This is a genomic window from Alphaproteobacteria bacterium (assembly GCA_019746225.1).
Classification (GTDB): Bacteria; Pseudomonadota; Alphaproteobacteria; order Paracaedibacterales; family VGCI01; genus VGCI01.
In genome coordinates, this window is the sequence record JAIESE010000011.1 from 76,692 (window position 1) to 93,778 (window position 17,087).

Sequence of the window (17,087 nt, forward strand, 5' to 3'; positions counted from 1 at the left end):
TAGTAAAGTTTACCTATGGATAATCCAAATTGGTTCACTGACAGATGGGAAACAACCACAACGTGAGCAATTTCTGGTCTCTTCCCCTTCAAATTCTCTTTCATGACCTTAAATCAACTCAAGAAGGTTTAACCAAGGCGCAAAGCATCAAGCGCCGCAAAGAATTTGGACCCAATATCTTTGAGCTCCACGCCAAGAAATCTCTTCTTCGCTTGTATCTAGCCAGATTCCAAAGTCCTTTGATCATTTTGCTTTTGATAGCAGCGGCGATCTCTGCTGTTGTTCATGACCTTCACAGCGCTGTCTTGATCACCCTTATGGTTCTCTTAAGCATCTCAATTGATGCTGTTCAGGAATTTCGGGCGAGCAACGCGGCAGAATCCTTAAAGCAGTCTGTAGCCTTACGAGCGCTTGTTCTTCGAGATGGACAAAAAATTGAGATTCCTATTGAAAATTTAGTTCCAGGAGACATTGTTTATCTTTCAGCGGGAGATCTTGTCCCGGCCGATGGTCGTCTTTTGGACACCAAAGATTTGTTTATCAATCAATCTCTCCTGACAGGAGAAAGTTACCCTGTTGAAAAGAATGCGCAAGATCTTAAAGTTTCTGAGGACACCCTGACCAGCGCAACAAATTCTGTATTCATGGGAACTTCCATTTTAACGGGACAAGGGCATTATGTTGTATGTCACACAGGCAAACATTCCGCTCTTGGAGAAATAGCAGCGACGCTTACCACACAAGCGCCCCCTACCGAATTTGAAATCGGAACACGAGCATTTGGCCTCCTTCTCATGCGCCTTATTCTTTTCCTCATCATTTTTGTTTTCTTAAGCAACATTTTCTTCTATCGCCCCTGGCTTGAAACCACTTTATTTGCTCTTGCCCTTGGCGTCGGACTTGCGCCAGAGTTTTTGCCAATGGTTGTTTCCATAACGCTTGCACGAGGGGCTGTTCGCATGGCCCGAAAAAAAGTGATCGTGAAAAGACTCTCCAGCATCCATGACTTCGGGAGTATGGATATTCTTTGTCTGGACAAAACGGGCACGCTCACAGAAGCCAAAATACAACTGGCGCAACACCTTGACCTGCAAGGACAACAAAGCGACCATATTTTGGAAATCGCCTATCTGAATAGCTATTTTGAAACTGGTTTGAAAAGCCCCTTAGATGAAGCCATATTGTCTCATAAGCATTTAAAGGTCGAGCCTTGGGAAAAGATTGACGAAATCCCTTTTGATTTTGAACGACGTCGCGTTTCTGTTTTGGTTGACAATGGGAAGAAGCGGCTCCTTTTAGTCAAAGGAGCCCCTGAAGATATTTTAGCAATCTCAACTCATTTTGAAGATGAAGCCAAGACGGCAAAGCCGAAAACTTTCAAAAAAGGCGATCGTGATCGGATCAACGCTCAGTTTGAAAGTTTGAGCCAACAGGGTTTGCGCGTCCTGGGAATTGCGTGGCGAGAAGTTCCCAAAACCCATAATCATGCAGTTATTCATGATGAAAGCGGTCTTACATTTTCAGGCTTTGCGACCTTTTATGATCCCCCTAAAAAAAGTGCTGAAGAAGCATTAAGAAAGCTTCAAGAAAATGGGGTGATCCTCAAAATCGTGACCGGGGATAATGAATTGGTTACCCAGCATGTATGCCAAGAACTCAAAATTCCGATCACGGGTCTTTTAATGGGTCATGAAATTGACCACCTCGACAACCCAACATTAATGGCAAAAATGAATAAGACAAATATCTTCTGCCGGGTCAATCCTACCCAAAAAAATCGTATTATTACCCTGTTAAAACAAATGGGGCATGTGGTTGGCTTTATGGGTGATGGGATTAACGATGCCCCGTCTCTTCATAGCGCAAATGTCGCTGTTTCTGTTGATACAGCCGTAGATGTTGCTAAGCAAGCAGCCGACATCATTCTCTTAGAACAAGATTTGAATGTTCTTTATGAAGGGATTATCGAAGGACGGACCACCTACGGGAACATCATGAAATACATCATGATGATGACAAGTTCAAATTTCGGTAATGTGATCAGCATGGCAGGAGCGGCGCTTTTCCTTCCCTTTTTGCCCATGTTGCCAACACAAATTCTCCTCAATAATTTGCTTTATGATTTTTCTGAAATTGCCATACCTCTCGATAATGTAGACAAATCCTTTTTGGAAAAGCCCCATCGCTGGAACATATCTTTTATCAGAAACTTTATGTTTATGATGGGGCCCATTAGTTCGGTATTTGATTTTCTGACTTTCGGGATTTTATTATATGTGTTCAAAGCTTCAGAGGCGCTCTTTCAAACAGGGTGGTTCATCGAATCTTTGGCAACGCAAATTCTGGTGATCTTTATCATTCGAACCCGCTTGTCGCCTTTGAAAAGCAAACCCAGCCCTATTTTAGCAATCTCAAGTATCTTTCTTGTTTGCCTTGGTGTCCTCATTCCGTTCACCCCCCTTGGCACTTACTTCAATTTTGTGCCCCTGCCGACCAATTTTTTCATCATGCTTGGCGTCCTTTGTTTGTCCTACCTATTGCTTGCAGAAGTGGGAAAACGAATATTCTATTCCTACAGTCGAAATTAAAAAAAGGCCCCAATATGGGGCCTCGTTTAATGAAGAAAGAGTGGGGCTACCCCTTCAAGATATTGGGGAATCCACTACGCTCCGCGACTTCTTCGTAGTCTTTGAGCTTGCCTTCAAACAAAGCACTCTGGGTGGCATTCGCGACCACAAAAATGTGCGTCGCCACCGTGTCAATAAAGGCTCGATCGTGGCTAACAAAAAGGATCGTTCCTTTAAATTCAGCCAAGGTGGAGGCCAAAATATCCGCACTTGCCATGTCCAAATGGTTTGTCGGCTCGTCGAGGATGAGGAAGTTGGCTTGCTGAGCCAGAAGGCAACACAAGCTCACGCGGTTTTTCTCACCTCCTGAGAGCACGCTCACCTTCTTGAAGACATCATCCTTTTGCAACAAAAATTGCCCGAGGAGGCTGCGCACATTTTGCTCAGAAAGCTCCGGATTTGCCCGCAACACATTTTCCAAGGCGGTCCCTTTTGAGTCCAGGCTGTCCAAGTGATTTTGGGCATGATACCCGAGCATCACGTTATGACCCAGCTCCAGCTCCCCTTGAATCAAGGGTAGACTGCTGGCCAAGGTTTTCACCAACGTCGATTTACCAACGCCGTTCGCCCCGATAATGGCGATACGCTGGCCTCTTTGAATTGACAAATTGAGATTCTTTGCAATGGGTGTTGTATACCCCACAGTTGCCTTATTCATCTTCAACACTTGCTTCCCACTCGGAGCTGCAATCTTCAAATTAGCAGAAATCACCCGTTGGGCTTGAGGAAGTCTCAAAGCACTTTCCTCCTCTTTCAACTTGTCGATCTGCTTTTGACGACTTTGCGCTTGGGCAGCTTTGGAAGCTTTGGCACCAAAACGATCAACGAATAGTTGAAGATGGGCTTGCTTCTGCTGCAACCCCTTCGCTTGGGCTTCTGTTTGCAAATTCACAAGATCCCGCTGGGCCACAAACTGATCATAATTTCCCGTATAGGCAGTCAATGACCCTTGTTGCAAATGGAGTGTGATGGTTGCCAAACGATTGAGCAGAGCCCGATCGTGTGAAACAAACAACAAAGTCCCTTCAAAGGTTTGCAGATAATTCTCCAACCACACCAAACTTGGCAAGTCCAAGTGGTTTGTTGGCTCATCAAGGATGAGAAAGTTCGGGTTATTCACCAGAATCTTGGCCAACTCCAACCGCATGCGCCACCCACCGGAAAGCTCTAAAGGATTTTGATCGAATTGGGATGTTGAAAAGCCCAGACCAACAAGGTACTTTTTCGCCTCAGACTCAACCTCATACCCGCGCAGCTCTTGAAACTCTGCTTCCGCTTTGTCGTAAGCCTCATAAAGCTCATCGCTATAGTTCTCAGCCATTTCAGCCAGATACCGGTCACGAATTTTACCAACAGCTCGCACGCGAATCGCCCCTTCCAGACATTCCGCTAAAACGGTTGGTTCTGGATGAGGGCTTGGTTCTTGAGGCAAATAGCCGAGCACCAGGCCTTTTGGCTTAATAAGCGTGCCTTCATCAGCATCATCTAAACCACACAAGATATTTAACAGGGTTGATTTTCCTGCACCATTATCCCCAACAAGGGCAATATGCTCCCCTTGTGGAAAATGGTACGATACATCATCCAGGACAGCTCTGCCGCCGAGACGTTTCACAATATTTTGAACATAAATCATAATGCAATTCCTAATCACATTCTTTGCCATATATTTCAGGCAACAGAATCGTTATCAATTCTAGTGGATGTACCGTAATAGAGATTATTAGGCACACGTGCCTTTCAGCCGTGTGCGACGCTATCCTGTGATGCTAAATCCTCGAGCAACCATAATCAGCTTCCTTGTTCGATAATTCTTTACTTTATGTATGTAGTGATTTTTTTTCTCCTGTCAAGAGGACATACGTAAAAACCCCCCTGTTGACGGCGGCATTTCAAGCACGGTAAGCTAAAAAAATGAAGAAAAAAAATTCTCACATTTCACACTTCACCCTATTATCTCCCCCTCGGATGACTCCCATTCCTTATATATTCAATAAAACAATGGACTTTAGGTCATTGATGGAAAAATATTTTCAAAAAACAGCATTTGGTTAGAAGGATATCAAAAATGATTTTTAATAACCTCAATAATAACCCAGACCCCTTACAACCTTCGCTAATCAGCTTATTTCTTAACCTTAATATCAAACGTATTTCCCTTATTATCCCCTTACTTCTTTCTATCTGGTTCACAGTCCCCCTCTCCGCCGCTGATGGGAGTTATGGAATGTATCGCACCGACCAACACAGAGCTAATGTGATTGGTCCACAGTTTGTCAACGATGAACTTTTAGATGATAATAGCATCAGAATCTCCTCCGATGATCGTCGCCTTGATTATACCCTCCCAACCAACGTAGATGAACTCAGGTTATTTCTGAATAGTTCCACAGAAAAAGACCTTGAAGAATTTGGTAGTCGCCAAAAAGATGGAGGGAAAGTTTTGTTCACCATCTTCGAACAGTATTTCCAGATTCCCCTTAAAGATCGACTCTTTAGTAAAAACAAATTCTACCTCGTTCCTCACCCCAGAAAGCTTAACCATGCTTTAGACTTTATTCTTTGGGCCCCCTACTTAACAGCCTTACGAACTTCTGCAAAACTTGGGTTTTTGCCGGCTGTTAGGATCCTTGCCCACAACAGTTTTTTGTTCATTGAATATAACGCTGAAAAGGAAGCCTCCCCCTTACCTGATGATCAAGAAATCCTTAAAGAATTTCTAAAGAATCAACCCATAGATGATTTAGGGCGCAGTGCCTTTTTTACCCCGCATGGCGCGAAGCTTCTCTATGATTTTTTCTTTACTTATTTTGCTTATCCGAGAGACTCAAGAGCGTTTGTGCACCCTGAATTTGCACAGTCCGTTGAGGAATTAAAGACCAAAGAACCGGGAAGATTAGTTCGCAATTACCCTTCTGGAAAGGCAGCAGTCCAAGTCAAAATCGCAGAGACCGATGAGCATTTCAAGCTTTGCAAATTAGCCCTTTTTATAGCTTCCTGGCTCCATCACCCCAAAGCGCAAAGTTTTATCGACCGAAATCCCGATTTCTTCCCTGACAATAGAAAACCGTACCCCTTTGTAAATAGTTTTGTAGATCTTCAAACTGACAAGGCCCTTCTCCTTTCATTAAAAAATATGTACTTGGAAGATAAATGCCTAGCTAGCGCCAGGTATGTCTTACAGAAATTAATTTCTTTATGCCTAAAGGACCTCACTTCTTTACCCCCCATGCTTGTCGAAATGAACTCATTTTTTCACTCGACACAAACGATTGAGGGATTCTTAACTTCTGAACAACTAACGTCAATTCCTGAAAGACTTGACCCCATATTTGATACCGATGGCTTCGCCGAAATCGACAAGCTGAAGACCCTATGTTCATTAATAAATGAGTATAAAACCATACTCAGCGTGGAGTTAGAGAGCAAGAGACAAGCAGGCGAGAATAGTGCTCGATTATATGGGGTAGGGCGAGCAGAATATTCACAAGATTTGTCCAAGAAATTAGCCTATTACACTGACTTTAAAGATCATTATCTTTTCTATTTTCGAGTTTTCGGAGATGATGTCCCCCTAGAAGACTATAGACTTGCAAGTGATCGGTTCTTTGAAGCTGCCCAAGATCTTGTCGTCACAGCCAAACAAGTATCCGTGCCTGACCAAGAAGCTTACGAAAAGCTCAAGACAGAATTGTATCGCTTAGGTACTGAATTCACAAAAAGGGTTTTCACTTTTTATGGGGACGAACAACCGCCAAGATTGGCTGTAGAGGAATACCTTAGGTTTGCCAAAAAATATTCTGATGCTTTATGTGCAATCTCACAGGATAAAGAGTTAAAAGCATATGCCTGGCGACTCGTAAAATCAAATCTGCAAACCTATATGGCTCAGAAAGACCAAGCTCATTCAACATTTTCTGCAATTGACTTTTATCAACTCTATACCTTGTTCAAGGCGCTTGGCGACCATATGGATGCTTCCCCGTCAAATGATGATGAAAGATTAAAACACTATGGTGAGGCCTTTAAAAATTTAGATGATTATTTTAAACAGGGTAAAACAATGGAAGAGCGACGAGACGCTGCTCAAGCCTACCTATCTGTCGCCAGCATCATAAGCAGTTCCAAAAACAGAAAACTGGTGAAAGTTTATTGCAAAAGATCAACCGACCTTGTTGATGAAATCATGTCAGATTCAATTGCAAAAGTTCAAATGAACTACTTTTTTGAAGCGAAACGGATCTTAACTGAAGCCATGATTTTGAACCAAGGGGAACATCTTTTTGTCGATGAATGCTATACAACTCTTGCAAATTACATTGACTGTTGGATTGCTGAGCACGAAACAAAAGCTTTATTATCCGGTCCGAATATAAGGGTGGCAGAATCAGATTATAAAATTGTTTATGAGGCATTTATGCTCGTTACTCCATATTTGAAACATAACCCCGCTCTTGAACTTAATTGCTATTTAAAGGCTTTAGACTTTTATACACAATCCCTTCCAAGGTCTGAGGAGCTTAGTGAGGAACAACGAAGGCACCTTATCAAATTGTGTTTTGACTTTGGAGACACGGTCACAGATCCATTAGGAAGGGCCCGTTTATATAAGAAGGGCATGGAAGGATCAGCTGCCCTTCATAAGCTTCAAAAAGTAAAAACTTCGAGGCAAGAACTCCTTGCAGAATATACATATTATATAAGGCGGGCTCTAGACGCTGGCATACCAGAACCAACTTACGACCTTTACTGGAAAAATATAAGATACATGGCAGAGGCCGCAAAAGAAGCTGCTTTTTGCTCAGACAATGAGACGATGCTAAAATGGTGCAAGGGTGCTTTAGAATATGCCCATGAATTAGAAATAGTATTACCGCACCCCTATTACCCTCCTCCCAAACTTTATGGTCTCATTGAGTTGCTTGACGAGATTATTCGCTGTCATCCCCCAGAGCGAGAACGAACAAAAGACTCCACTCAACGGAGTCAAGAACTTGTCCAACACGGTGTTCGAGTAAAATCAGCTCATCAAATTATTGAAGAAAGTTTACCTACATTATCAGAAACCGTGAAATCTACAAAGAATCCTCGTCTACCCGTCTATTTGAAGAAAGCCCTTGGATTGTTTGGTGGTTTGCCAAGAAAAGCGCGCGGGCTGGCAATTGGTACAACTCATCATCGCAGAGTCCTCGATACGACTTCCAAAGACATAGTACAGATACTAGAAACAGACAAAGAAGATTTACTCAGCCTAACTGCTTCTCTTAAAGAGAAAGCCGGCGCATTGAGAAGAGCAGTGAAGACAGATTCTGAAGATAGCGCTCTGGACCTTGACAAAACAAACCAATTATTAAGAGCTGGCATCCTTTACGAAAATAGAGCAAAGGCTTTAGGGCTCCTTGCTTCTGATGCTGTCTTTAAGGCCACTTACCTTGCTTATAAAGATCTGTATTTTTTAATATCAACAAAGATTTGGCCCAATTTCTTAACGCAAGTGAAAGAGACCGTGAAAGCCATTTCTGATTTTCATGAGAAACTGCAAACAACTCACTTTACCCATGCACCTACTTTGATCATTGCAAAACGAACAAAGCAAAACATCCAAGGTTTGCTGAAAACCGTTTCAGAAGTTGAGCTTATCGATGGTTTTGATTTTGTATTTAATCCAATGGACCCCATCGCCCCTACCCTATCTGAATTGGGGGAAGAGTTCCATGAACTGTATCTCGAAGCTCTAGAAATTGATCAAAAAGTCTTCGAGGTGCAGAAACGCACAAATGACATACTGGGAGCTACCTTACATGAAAAACTTGCAATCGCTTTGAGAGGGGCATCTTCCTTTATTTCAAAGACCATCGACCATCCAGATTGGAAACCCGCAGATGAGACTGAGGAAGAAACAGCATATAAGTGGGCTTATGAATTTCAAACCTTAGTTCTACGTTATGCGCCTTGGAACGAAAATATATGGAATACGTTTGATCAAGCTCTTAAATATCATTTAAATTCTCTCGAATGTCCCCACACACGGGAGAAAAATCCTTCTCTTTTATCAAAAGCCTATTACCAAAGAGCCAGCGAACTGAAGGTTGAAGCTGAGGGAATTTGCCCGTTCGATCAGGAAGGTAATCTTTTAAGAGATAAAGAGAATTCTCTTCATCAATATGTCTTCTTAACCTATCTGTGTGCAAACGTAACTCAAAAATGGGTTGATAGCCTTGATAGAAACACCTTCCTAAAGAACTTCGAAATGGCTGCCGAAAATCATATAAATGCATACCTTGTCCTAAGAAAAGCGAAAAAAACAAAGTGTCCTGCTTATTCCGAAAATAGGACAGCCCTAGAGCAGCTTCGCCTTATCGGGCTGTATACCATAAACCAACAGAGTCAACTTGACGTCCAATGGTTATTGGTTGATGTTTTAGGAGATTTTGTCACTTTTGCAGCAAAGTACTTAAAGGATGCATCGAAGCTGCAAAAGAACCCATCTGATCTCATTGGACTGGCCAAATGTAGCTTTGACACGGCTACTTGCAGACGTGATCCAAAAGCTAGATACACCCACTTTCTAAAGTGTTTTGACTACGCCGAAGAGTTTTTAAAGCCTTTTGGTGAGAAATCCGTTCTTGATTCCGAAGCAAAATTTCTCATAAATGATGAGATGACGGACTTTCTGGGGATCTGCCGCTCTTTTACAGAAATGTTTCTAGTTGGGGCTAAGAATGCCCCCCAACTTAATGAAGCCCAAGACATTCTATGGAGAATCACCGAACAGCTCACCAGAGTCGGGATAAATGTCTTACCGGTAAGAGATCTTTCGTGGGATGACGTGACTTATTTTGAAATAACCAAAATCGCACTGTTAGAATTTTCTCAAGCTAAAAATGGCTACACTCCAATGCAAAGCGGCTTTAGCACCCCAAACACGCCTCTCACTTCTCCCCGGCCTATAACCTCACCTCGCCCAGGAGTCTATAAAAAGAAAGAAAAACATTTTAAAGACGCAGAAGAACTCACAAGAAAACTTGAAGCTGAAAGACTCGCAAGGTTATCGACGGAATCAAGCTCAAATAAGGCGATTCCTCCTCGAGTGCGCTCAAGAAAAGGCTCAGATGTTGAAAGCGACTTACCCAGCGCTCCTTCAAGTCCAGTCGTGAGTAGAGCCCAAGCTGGCCGGACCAGAAGCAACAGTGTAGATTCGAGTTCTCAGGATAGAATAGAAACTTTGCAAAAATCACCTTTAAAACCCAAAGCTAGGGAAGATCAGGCAAATCAAGCAAAAGGAGCATCTCGGGTACCAAGAGTAAAACTGGCAAATATGAGCCCACAGCTTTCACCTCAAAAGCAAGAGACTCCCAGGAATTCGAAGACGCCAAGAACGCCAACAACGCCGGGTGGGGGTACACAAACTCCAACGACACCAAAATCTCCAAAGGAAGAAGCAGCCTCCCCAATTTCACGGTCTAGCCCCCCTAAAGTTGACTGGTACAGTGCCCCCCAGGGAAACCCCGAAGGACTCACATTCTTAGGAAGAATTGTTGATCTTACAAAAAGACGCAAGAAAACTGAGATGATCATCTCTCCTTCATTACGTGCCGATACAAAAAAGAACGACAAAAAGAGCGAGAGACCAAAAAGTACTGGATCCACTGACCGTCTATCTTCCAGAACGAGTCCTAGAATCTCTGGGGCAAGGAGTAAGGATATCATCACTCCTAACGTAAGAAAATCCGATGAGACGACTAAATTTAAAGATGGATAGGTGACACCCCGTTGACGTCCGTGTTTCCGGCACGTTAGGGTTAATACATGAAACCCATCGCTCCCTACACCGGTGCCCCGTCCCTCTGGGATTTGATTCGTTATTTCCTCTACCTGGGGAGTGTCGGCTTTGGGGGACCGTTCGCCCTCATTGGCTATATTCGCCGAGACCTCATGGAAAAGCGGGGATGGATTAGCCATGCGGAATTCTTGAATGGACTTGCGCTCGCAAGTCTATGCCCGGGACCACTTGCCACACAGCTCGCCATATATATTGGATGGACACATGCCCGTATAGTTGGTGCAGCAGCAGTTCTGATCGCCTTTACACTGCCTGCCTTTTTACTCATTCTAGGAATTGCTATCGCCTATCCCCATTATGGAGATGTTGGGTGGGCCCGCTCTCTCCTTTATGGAATCTCTCCGGCCGTTATTGCTATTGTTCTTCGCAATGCCTATCAATTATCAAAAATGATTGTAGCTGGCGACGCTTGGTTATGGGCTTTATTTGCGGGTAATGTTGGTATCGCCGCTGCCACTTCCATTCCCATTTATTGGGCGATTCTCGCATCTGGGTTTTTGGTCTGGATGATCAAGGCGCCGCCCCGATTCATTTCTGCTTCCCTCTTCTTGCCCTTTGGTATCAGTATTGAAGCACTCAGTAGCAACCATCTTTCTTTCAAGCTCTTTTTCTATTTTGCTTGGGCCGGCACGGTCGTATTTGGCAGTGGGTATGCAATCATTCCGTTTATTCACGAGGGGGTGATTCACACCTATCACTGGATTACGGAGCGTCAATTCATTGATGCCATCAGTATCGGTATGATCACACCAGGCCCCATTGTCTTGGCTATTACCTTCATTGGATATTTGATTGCCGGAATTAAGGGCGCATTTGCCGCAACCTTTGGGATCTTTTTGCCCTGTTTCTTATGTGTGATTATCTTCGCTCCTCACTTTCATCGCGTCGCGCACCACGAGGGACTTAAGGCCTTTGTTCAAGGTATAACCATCGCCGTTTCTGGCGTCATTACGGGAGCTACTTTATCTCTTGGAAGAAGCGCCATCATAGACGTTTTCACCCTTCTCATCTTTATTGCTACTGGCGTTGCCCTTATAAAATTTAAAAAAATTCGCGAACCTGTGTGGCTCCTCCTTGCGGGGAGTGTTGGGATTTTGGTAAAGTCTATTATTGGGTAACAATCGAGGATAACAATTAAGTGAACCCAAAACAAACCAATATGGTTTTGAAATCAAGTTACGTGCCATTTCCGCCTGAAAAGACGACCGTTTTTTCATCATTGGTAGCCCTCATCCTTTTTGCCCTCTTTACTTTTTCCATCGTCTCTACGGGGGCCATGGAGGAGAAAGCTATTGTCCTTCATGAATTTAATATTGGAGGCGAAACTTACATTGCCGGGGGAAATGTTGGACATTCCCTGTTGGATTTACTAAAGCTTGAAGAAGCCTTAGAAGAGGATGGAACAAAGAAGGAAGGTAAAGCCCACAAGCAGTCTCCAAAAACTTACCATCTAGCCTTAAGCCCACGAACCTACCCTTCTACGCCAACGAAAACTGAAAAGCCAAAGGATTTTACCTCTCCTGAATCCAAGAAAGCAAAGCTCAAAAAACTATTTTCGGAAGGCTCCGATCAGGAGAACCAAAGTTTCCTTGTCGCCGACAATAATGGCGCCAAGATGGCTTTCAAATTTTTTCAAAGCTACTTCCGAGACGTGCCCCAAAAAGATCGCGTCTATCTCCAACATAAGAATAAATTTATTCCACAAGCAAAAATGATCACAGATACAAATGCATACGACCTATGGGAATGTCATCGAAAGGCCTTGATCCACGCCGCTAAACTTCATCACCCGCTTGCCAGAAAATACCTTGCCCTCAACCCCTTTTTTCTTATAGAAAAAGACCCGAACACAAGAAGCCTTCCTTCAGAAAAAGAGGAGCTTGAAAAGGTCCTTCGGGAAAATTGTTTGGAAGATATCGGTCGAATGGCATTGTTCACTCCCAATGGCAACAAGCATTTATTCGTATTTTTTCTAAGCTATTTTGACCTTCCTCGGAATGAACGCCATTTTCTTCACGAAGAAACAGACTTTATTAAACTGTTACTCGCCACGGAGTGGAAAGATAGGAGGCGTATTGAGCCCTGGGGCAAACTCAGTTTTATTGTAGTCGATAATCATCATAACACAAGATCATATAGGCTCTTTAAGCTCTGTAAACGCGCTTGCCTCCTTGCGAAATGGCTCAACCACAAGGGATCTAAAATATACTATGAGACCAACTCGTCCTTTTTCTCTGTTGAAGGTGATCCAAAGCCAGACTCTAAACTCCTGAGAGAGCTAAGAGAAAAACAAGACCTTTTTAAAGCTCGAATCCTGGAGGCGAAACAAAAAAAGCGAGAATTTGAGGGCAAACAACGTGCTGAAGTGACAAGAGAAGCTCAAGCGCGTGAAGCTGCTAAAAACACACAGAAAGGGAGCCCAAAGATTTTATCCCGATCAGAAAGTTTTAGGGACGATAGTGAGCAATCTAAGCAGATGCCGAGGCCAAAAAAACCAGAAGAGCTTCCTTATAAAAATGCAATAGACTCTTGCCAAATGACAATCGTTGATTTAGAAGACAAGGAGTTTAAATGCATAGAGGAAATTAACAGAGAAGAGAAAAAATGGCGGGAAGAGAATCCCCCTGAAAAAGAACAAGCTGAATCCCTCCCTTGTGTTGGTCAGTTTGCAACCTTGCAAACGGATCTGGATGTTTTGACCGCTGAAAAGGAAAAACACATACGGAATCGGAACTTACAAGCCCATAAATCTATTTTAGAAAACATCATTTATCTCAAATTGACCGCCCTGAAAGAATCAGACACTTTTATAAATAACATTCTTCCCTATTTTAAACGAACTCAAACCGTAGAGTATGTCCAGACCCAAGAAACAAGCAGTACCCAAATCCGTGCAATCAAAAATACGATCGATATTCTCAAAACTTATTTGCACACCTATGCTGAAGTCCTCAAGGCTTTTAATCTGGGTATAGAAACGAGCAAAAAGTCATCTAGAGAAGAACTTTTAGCAAAGCATGACCTAACGGAAATCGAGACGCTTAATGAGATTGAAACTCTTCTAAAAGATTATAAAGCTCTTCTCGAAGAGGCTTGCAACCTCCTTCAGGAGAGACAATGTCTTCTCCAAGAAGCTCAAGAAAGTTTCGACAGAGGCAAAGAGGATTACTCTCCTGATTTGGGAGCAAAAATCGCCTTTTACACACGACTTAAGGATGTTTATCTTCGGTATTTCGAAATATGTGGAGACGAAGCACCACCAAAGGACTATCAACTGGCCAGCGAACGGACTTTCAAAGCGCTTGAAGATCTTGAGGGGACAGCTCAACAAAAAGCCATTCCCGATGAAGCTGTTTTCCGAACACTTAAAACTCAATTAGTAACATTAAGTATTAAGTTTGAACGGAAATGCGCTCTTGCCTGGGGTGACAAACCTCTGAAAGATAACGGCCACATCAAAGTTGCAGAAAGATATTGGCAAGTTTTACGTGGATTAACCGAAAGCCATCTTATATTACAAGCCTCTCAGATAGTGGCCTACCATTTGGAGAGATATATACAATATCTGGAGAATCCCAACTCCCCTCACAATAAGGGTGAAGAAGCCGCTCAGCATGAATTTCTGGCTCATGGTTACGTTCGTGCCGCTGACCTGCTTCTTGAAGATCTGTCAGAGAGGAGGTGCATCTATTATAAGAAAGCAATCACTCATTTAGAGAAAAAAATTGCGTTACTCTGTACAAAAGGGGACTGGAATAAAATGCGAGTGCTTTATATGAAGCTTGCCGATGCTATAGATTCCACTAGTAGCCGACAAGCTGATAATAGTGAATTTTGTTTTCACAAAGCCATCGCGTGTCTGGAATCTCATGTTGGTCAATATCCTGAGAATGATTTTGGGGTAACAGAGCTTGCCGCCGAAACCTATATTGCAATAGCAAGTCGTCTTAATAAACATCATTCCAACAAGATTAGTGTATATTGTCGAAAGTCCATAGAGTATTTGGAAAAGTTCATGACAGATCCAGTTGCCAAAAAAAGCCTGGAATATCTCCCACGTGCGAGCAAAATCGTTGTTGAAGCCATTAAAATGAATCAAGGAGAGCCTTTATTTGTTGAAAGATGCTGTGCGATTCTTGCCACTTATGTGGACACATTAATTAAGCAGTATGAATTGTTCGCCAAAATGAATGGCTCTAATCAGAGAGTGAACCCTGCCATTTACAAATCCGCTTTTGAAACATTAGATTTCGCGGGAAATTTTTTGGAGCACAACCCAAGCTTACAACTTTTGTACTTTGTAAAGCAATTAAACTACCTCAAGGGTTCATTTCAAAACCCGGAAAACCCCACTCAAGAAGAGAAGAAACGGTATTTTGAGATGTGCTTTGACTTCTCTTCTAAAGTCACTAATCCAGAGGCTATGGAAAGATTATACGATGAAGGAGAACAATGGGTAGAACTTTATGCGTCTACTCAAAATACCGGAAGCTCAATAAGCACACTCTCCCAGAGCGAGTTAAATGAGCTATTTTTGAACTTTTCTATGCGTGCGAAAGAAACAGGCAGCACTGAGTCCGCTCCAGAAGTTTCTTGGGATATCCTCATCTTTGCCTGCAAGGCAGCTAGACTCTGCAGCGATATAGCTGCTAGAATCGATTGGTGTGAAATCGTCCATACAATTTTGAATGAGTCGCTCTACTTGTTAGGCGACGCTTACTGGCCGACCCAAGAACATTATGCTCTCATAGAACAAGTTAGAAAGACACTGGAAGATCTGCAAGGTGATAGTGCCAACCTCCTTCAACGCAGTGGACAGCAATATCAACCTTTACCCAACACAATTCAAGCCACAGAAACCATTCAAGGCATCCCACAGCTCGCTACCCTAATGCCTTCTACGATCGATTGGGATTTAGCTTCTTATTTAACCCAAACAACAGAACTGTTGAGAGACTTGTCAACAAGGGGCGTTCCGGTTGAGGATCCCAAAGAAGAGGAACTTCTGGATGCGCTTGATTCGAACCCTGTCCATGTCGTGAGATCTTTACTAGGAAACACCCGAAATGAAGAGTTAAGGGACCATTTTCTCGACTTTGTTGATTCCCATCCAACTCCAGATTGTGGTCGTGCCAAACGAGCAGAATGCTTGGATGAGAATGATCCCATAAAAAAGGGCGTGGCAAATCACTATATCAACGAAGCAAAAAAACTAGTTGTAGCCGCCAAAGCAATCCCCATTAGATTGGAGAGACTTAACTTATTATATCGTGCAGCTGATCTTTATAAAGAGAGTCTGAAAGCCTTAAATAATTTGGCAAAACCTAAACACTATTCGAAAGTTTATCTCACTTATTCAAGTATATATGACCTGATCTCAGAAGAATGGAAAGAATTCATTGAGTCTATAAGAGTCTCCTCACAAACTGTGATCGACTTTGATCAAGACCTGAGAAGAGAATTGCCCAATCTTAAAGGGGTAAAGTCAGCTTCAGAAGATGCAATAGGTTTTGTCAGTTCCCTATTAACGTGCTTATCTGAAAACGATCTCCTCTGTGGCTTTCCTTTTATCTTTAGAAACTTGTGCGAGGAACCACCCGAACTCTCTGGATCCCTAGAAGAGCTCAATAAGTTGTTTGATACCCTGCAAGAAAAGAGAGCAAAACTCTCTCAAGAGACATCCGAACTAATCGCCACAGCGCGCAGTTTAATAGCTCAAGCCTTTGATCATAATTGTTCGATTGCACTAGACAACACCATCATGGATAAAGCCCACGCACTCGCAGTGGTAGCCAACAACTTTCATCTGCAACTTAAAACAGAGACGCCTCAACTCGAGGGGGTCATTTCAACTGCAGAAAAAACACAAAACTACCTATATCGGTTAGCAACGACAATAACGGATATGGTTTGGACCCTTTCGGAATGCCCTCCTCCGATTTCTAGATCTTGCGAAGGACTCCCAGAGTTGACTGAGGAGGCCTCAAGGCTGGATTCAATAGTTGCGGATGTTGACAAACGCAAGCAGGAATTAATGTCAAACGTCTTAAGGAGTGTTAGTTCTGAATCGACATACAAAGATTTCGTTCAACGCCTTCAAAGGGCCAATCAAGCTGCGGTACTCTTTCAACAAAACTTGGCTCAATATCAGTCTCAGTACACAGAAGCTGATAAAAAGAAAATCCTAGAAGCCGCTCTTTCAACGACTGATAAGATCGTCGTATTTCTCAATAGATTATTGGTGACCGTTTCAAAAAGATACTTCAAAAAGAACATCGACTCCATATTTAAAATCCTTGAGGAGGACCCTCCTTCATTGTCTGAGGCCTCAGATGAATTCGAATCGTTATACGATAAGTTATATGACAAGGCTACAGCGGTTGATGCTTCCATTACGAGAGCGATAGAACTTAAGGAAACTTATGTAGCCCTTGGTCTTGACACGAAGTTGGCTGAGGCCGTTGATTGTGCGTCGAACAATATTTATAAGGCTATTGACCCCGAAAAGGCAAAAAAAGTGGCTTATGAAAAAGCGTATTTATACCAAGTTTTATGCATTCAGCGCGCTCTGCCGTGTGAATATATATGGGATTTGTTTACGGATGCCATCAAATATG

The 17,087-nt window shown here is 42.9% G+C and carries 5 protein-coding genes; 4 read left to right on the forward strand and 1 reads right to left on the reverse strand.

Annotation, left to right across the window (positions count from 1 at the left end; translation table 11 throughout):
• The first annotated feature begins 44 nt into the window (after positions 1 to 44).
• Entirely contained in the window at positions 45 to 2,588 is a 2,544-nt protein-coding gene (gene mgtA, locus K2Y18_01520; GenBank protein ID MBX9804413.1) for a magnesium-translocating P-type ATPase, read from the forward strand.
• Positions 2,589 to 2,634: 46 nt separating this feature from the next.
• On the opposite strand, the gene K2Y18_01525 is transcribed toward mgtA, so the two are convergent.
• Positions 2,635 to 4,263, reverse strand: coding sequence for an ATP-binding cassette domain-containing protein (locus tag K2Y18_01525; GenBank protein MBX9804414.1), 1,629 nt, complete (start codon positions 4,261 to 4,263; stop codon positions 2,635 to 2,637).
• Positions 4,264 to 4,695: 432 nt separating this feature from the next.
• Here K2Y18_01525 and K2Y18_01530 point away from each other — a divergent pair, with 432 nt between their 5' ends.
• The 3 genes from K2Y18_01530 to K2Y18_01540 all read left to right on the forward strand — a co-directional run.
• Positions 4,696 to 10,389 carry a hypothetical protein gene (locus tag K2Y18_01530; GenBank protein ID MBX9804415.1) on the forward strand — a complete coding sequence of 1,898 codons (5,694 nt, stop codon included), beginning with the start codon at positions 4,696 to 4,698 and terminating at the stop codon, positions 10,387 to 10,389.
• 47 nt (positions 10,390 to 10,436) lie between these two features.
• The gene (gene chrA / locus K2Y18_01535; GenBank protein ID MBX9804416.1) at positions 10,437 to 11,588 is read left to right on the forward strand and encodes a chromate efflux transporter; all 1,152 of its coding nucleotides are present in this window, start codon (positions 10,437 to 10,439) and stop codon (positions 11,586 to 11,588) included.
• A gap of 20 nt (positions 11,589 to 11,608) precedes the next feature.
• On the forward strand, positions 11,609 to 17,087 hold a 5,479-nt coding region (locus K2Y18_01540), incomplete at its 3' end, for a hypothetical protein (GenBank protein ID MBX9804417.1).

What these genes read in the sequence shown, in the direction of transcription:
- K2Y18_01530 (MBX9804415.1), top strand. Translation starts at nt 4,696, where the DNA reads ATGATTTTTAATAACCTCAATAATAACCCAGACCCCTTACAACCTTCG.
- mgtA (MBX9804413.1), top strand. Translation starts at nt 45, where the DNA reads ATGGGAAACAACCACAACGTGAGCAATTTCTGGTCTCTTCCCCTTCAA.
- K2Y18_01525 (MBX9804414.1), bottom strand. Translation starts at nt 4,263, where the DNA reads ATGATTTATGTTCAAAATATTGTGAAACGTCTCGGCGGCAGAGCTGTC.
- chrA (MBX9804416.1), top strand. Translation starts at nt 10,437, where the DNA reads ATGAAACCCATCGCTCCCTACACCGGTGCCCCGTCCCTCTGGGATTTG.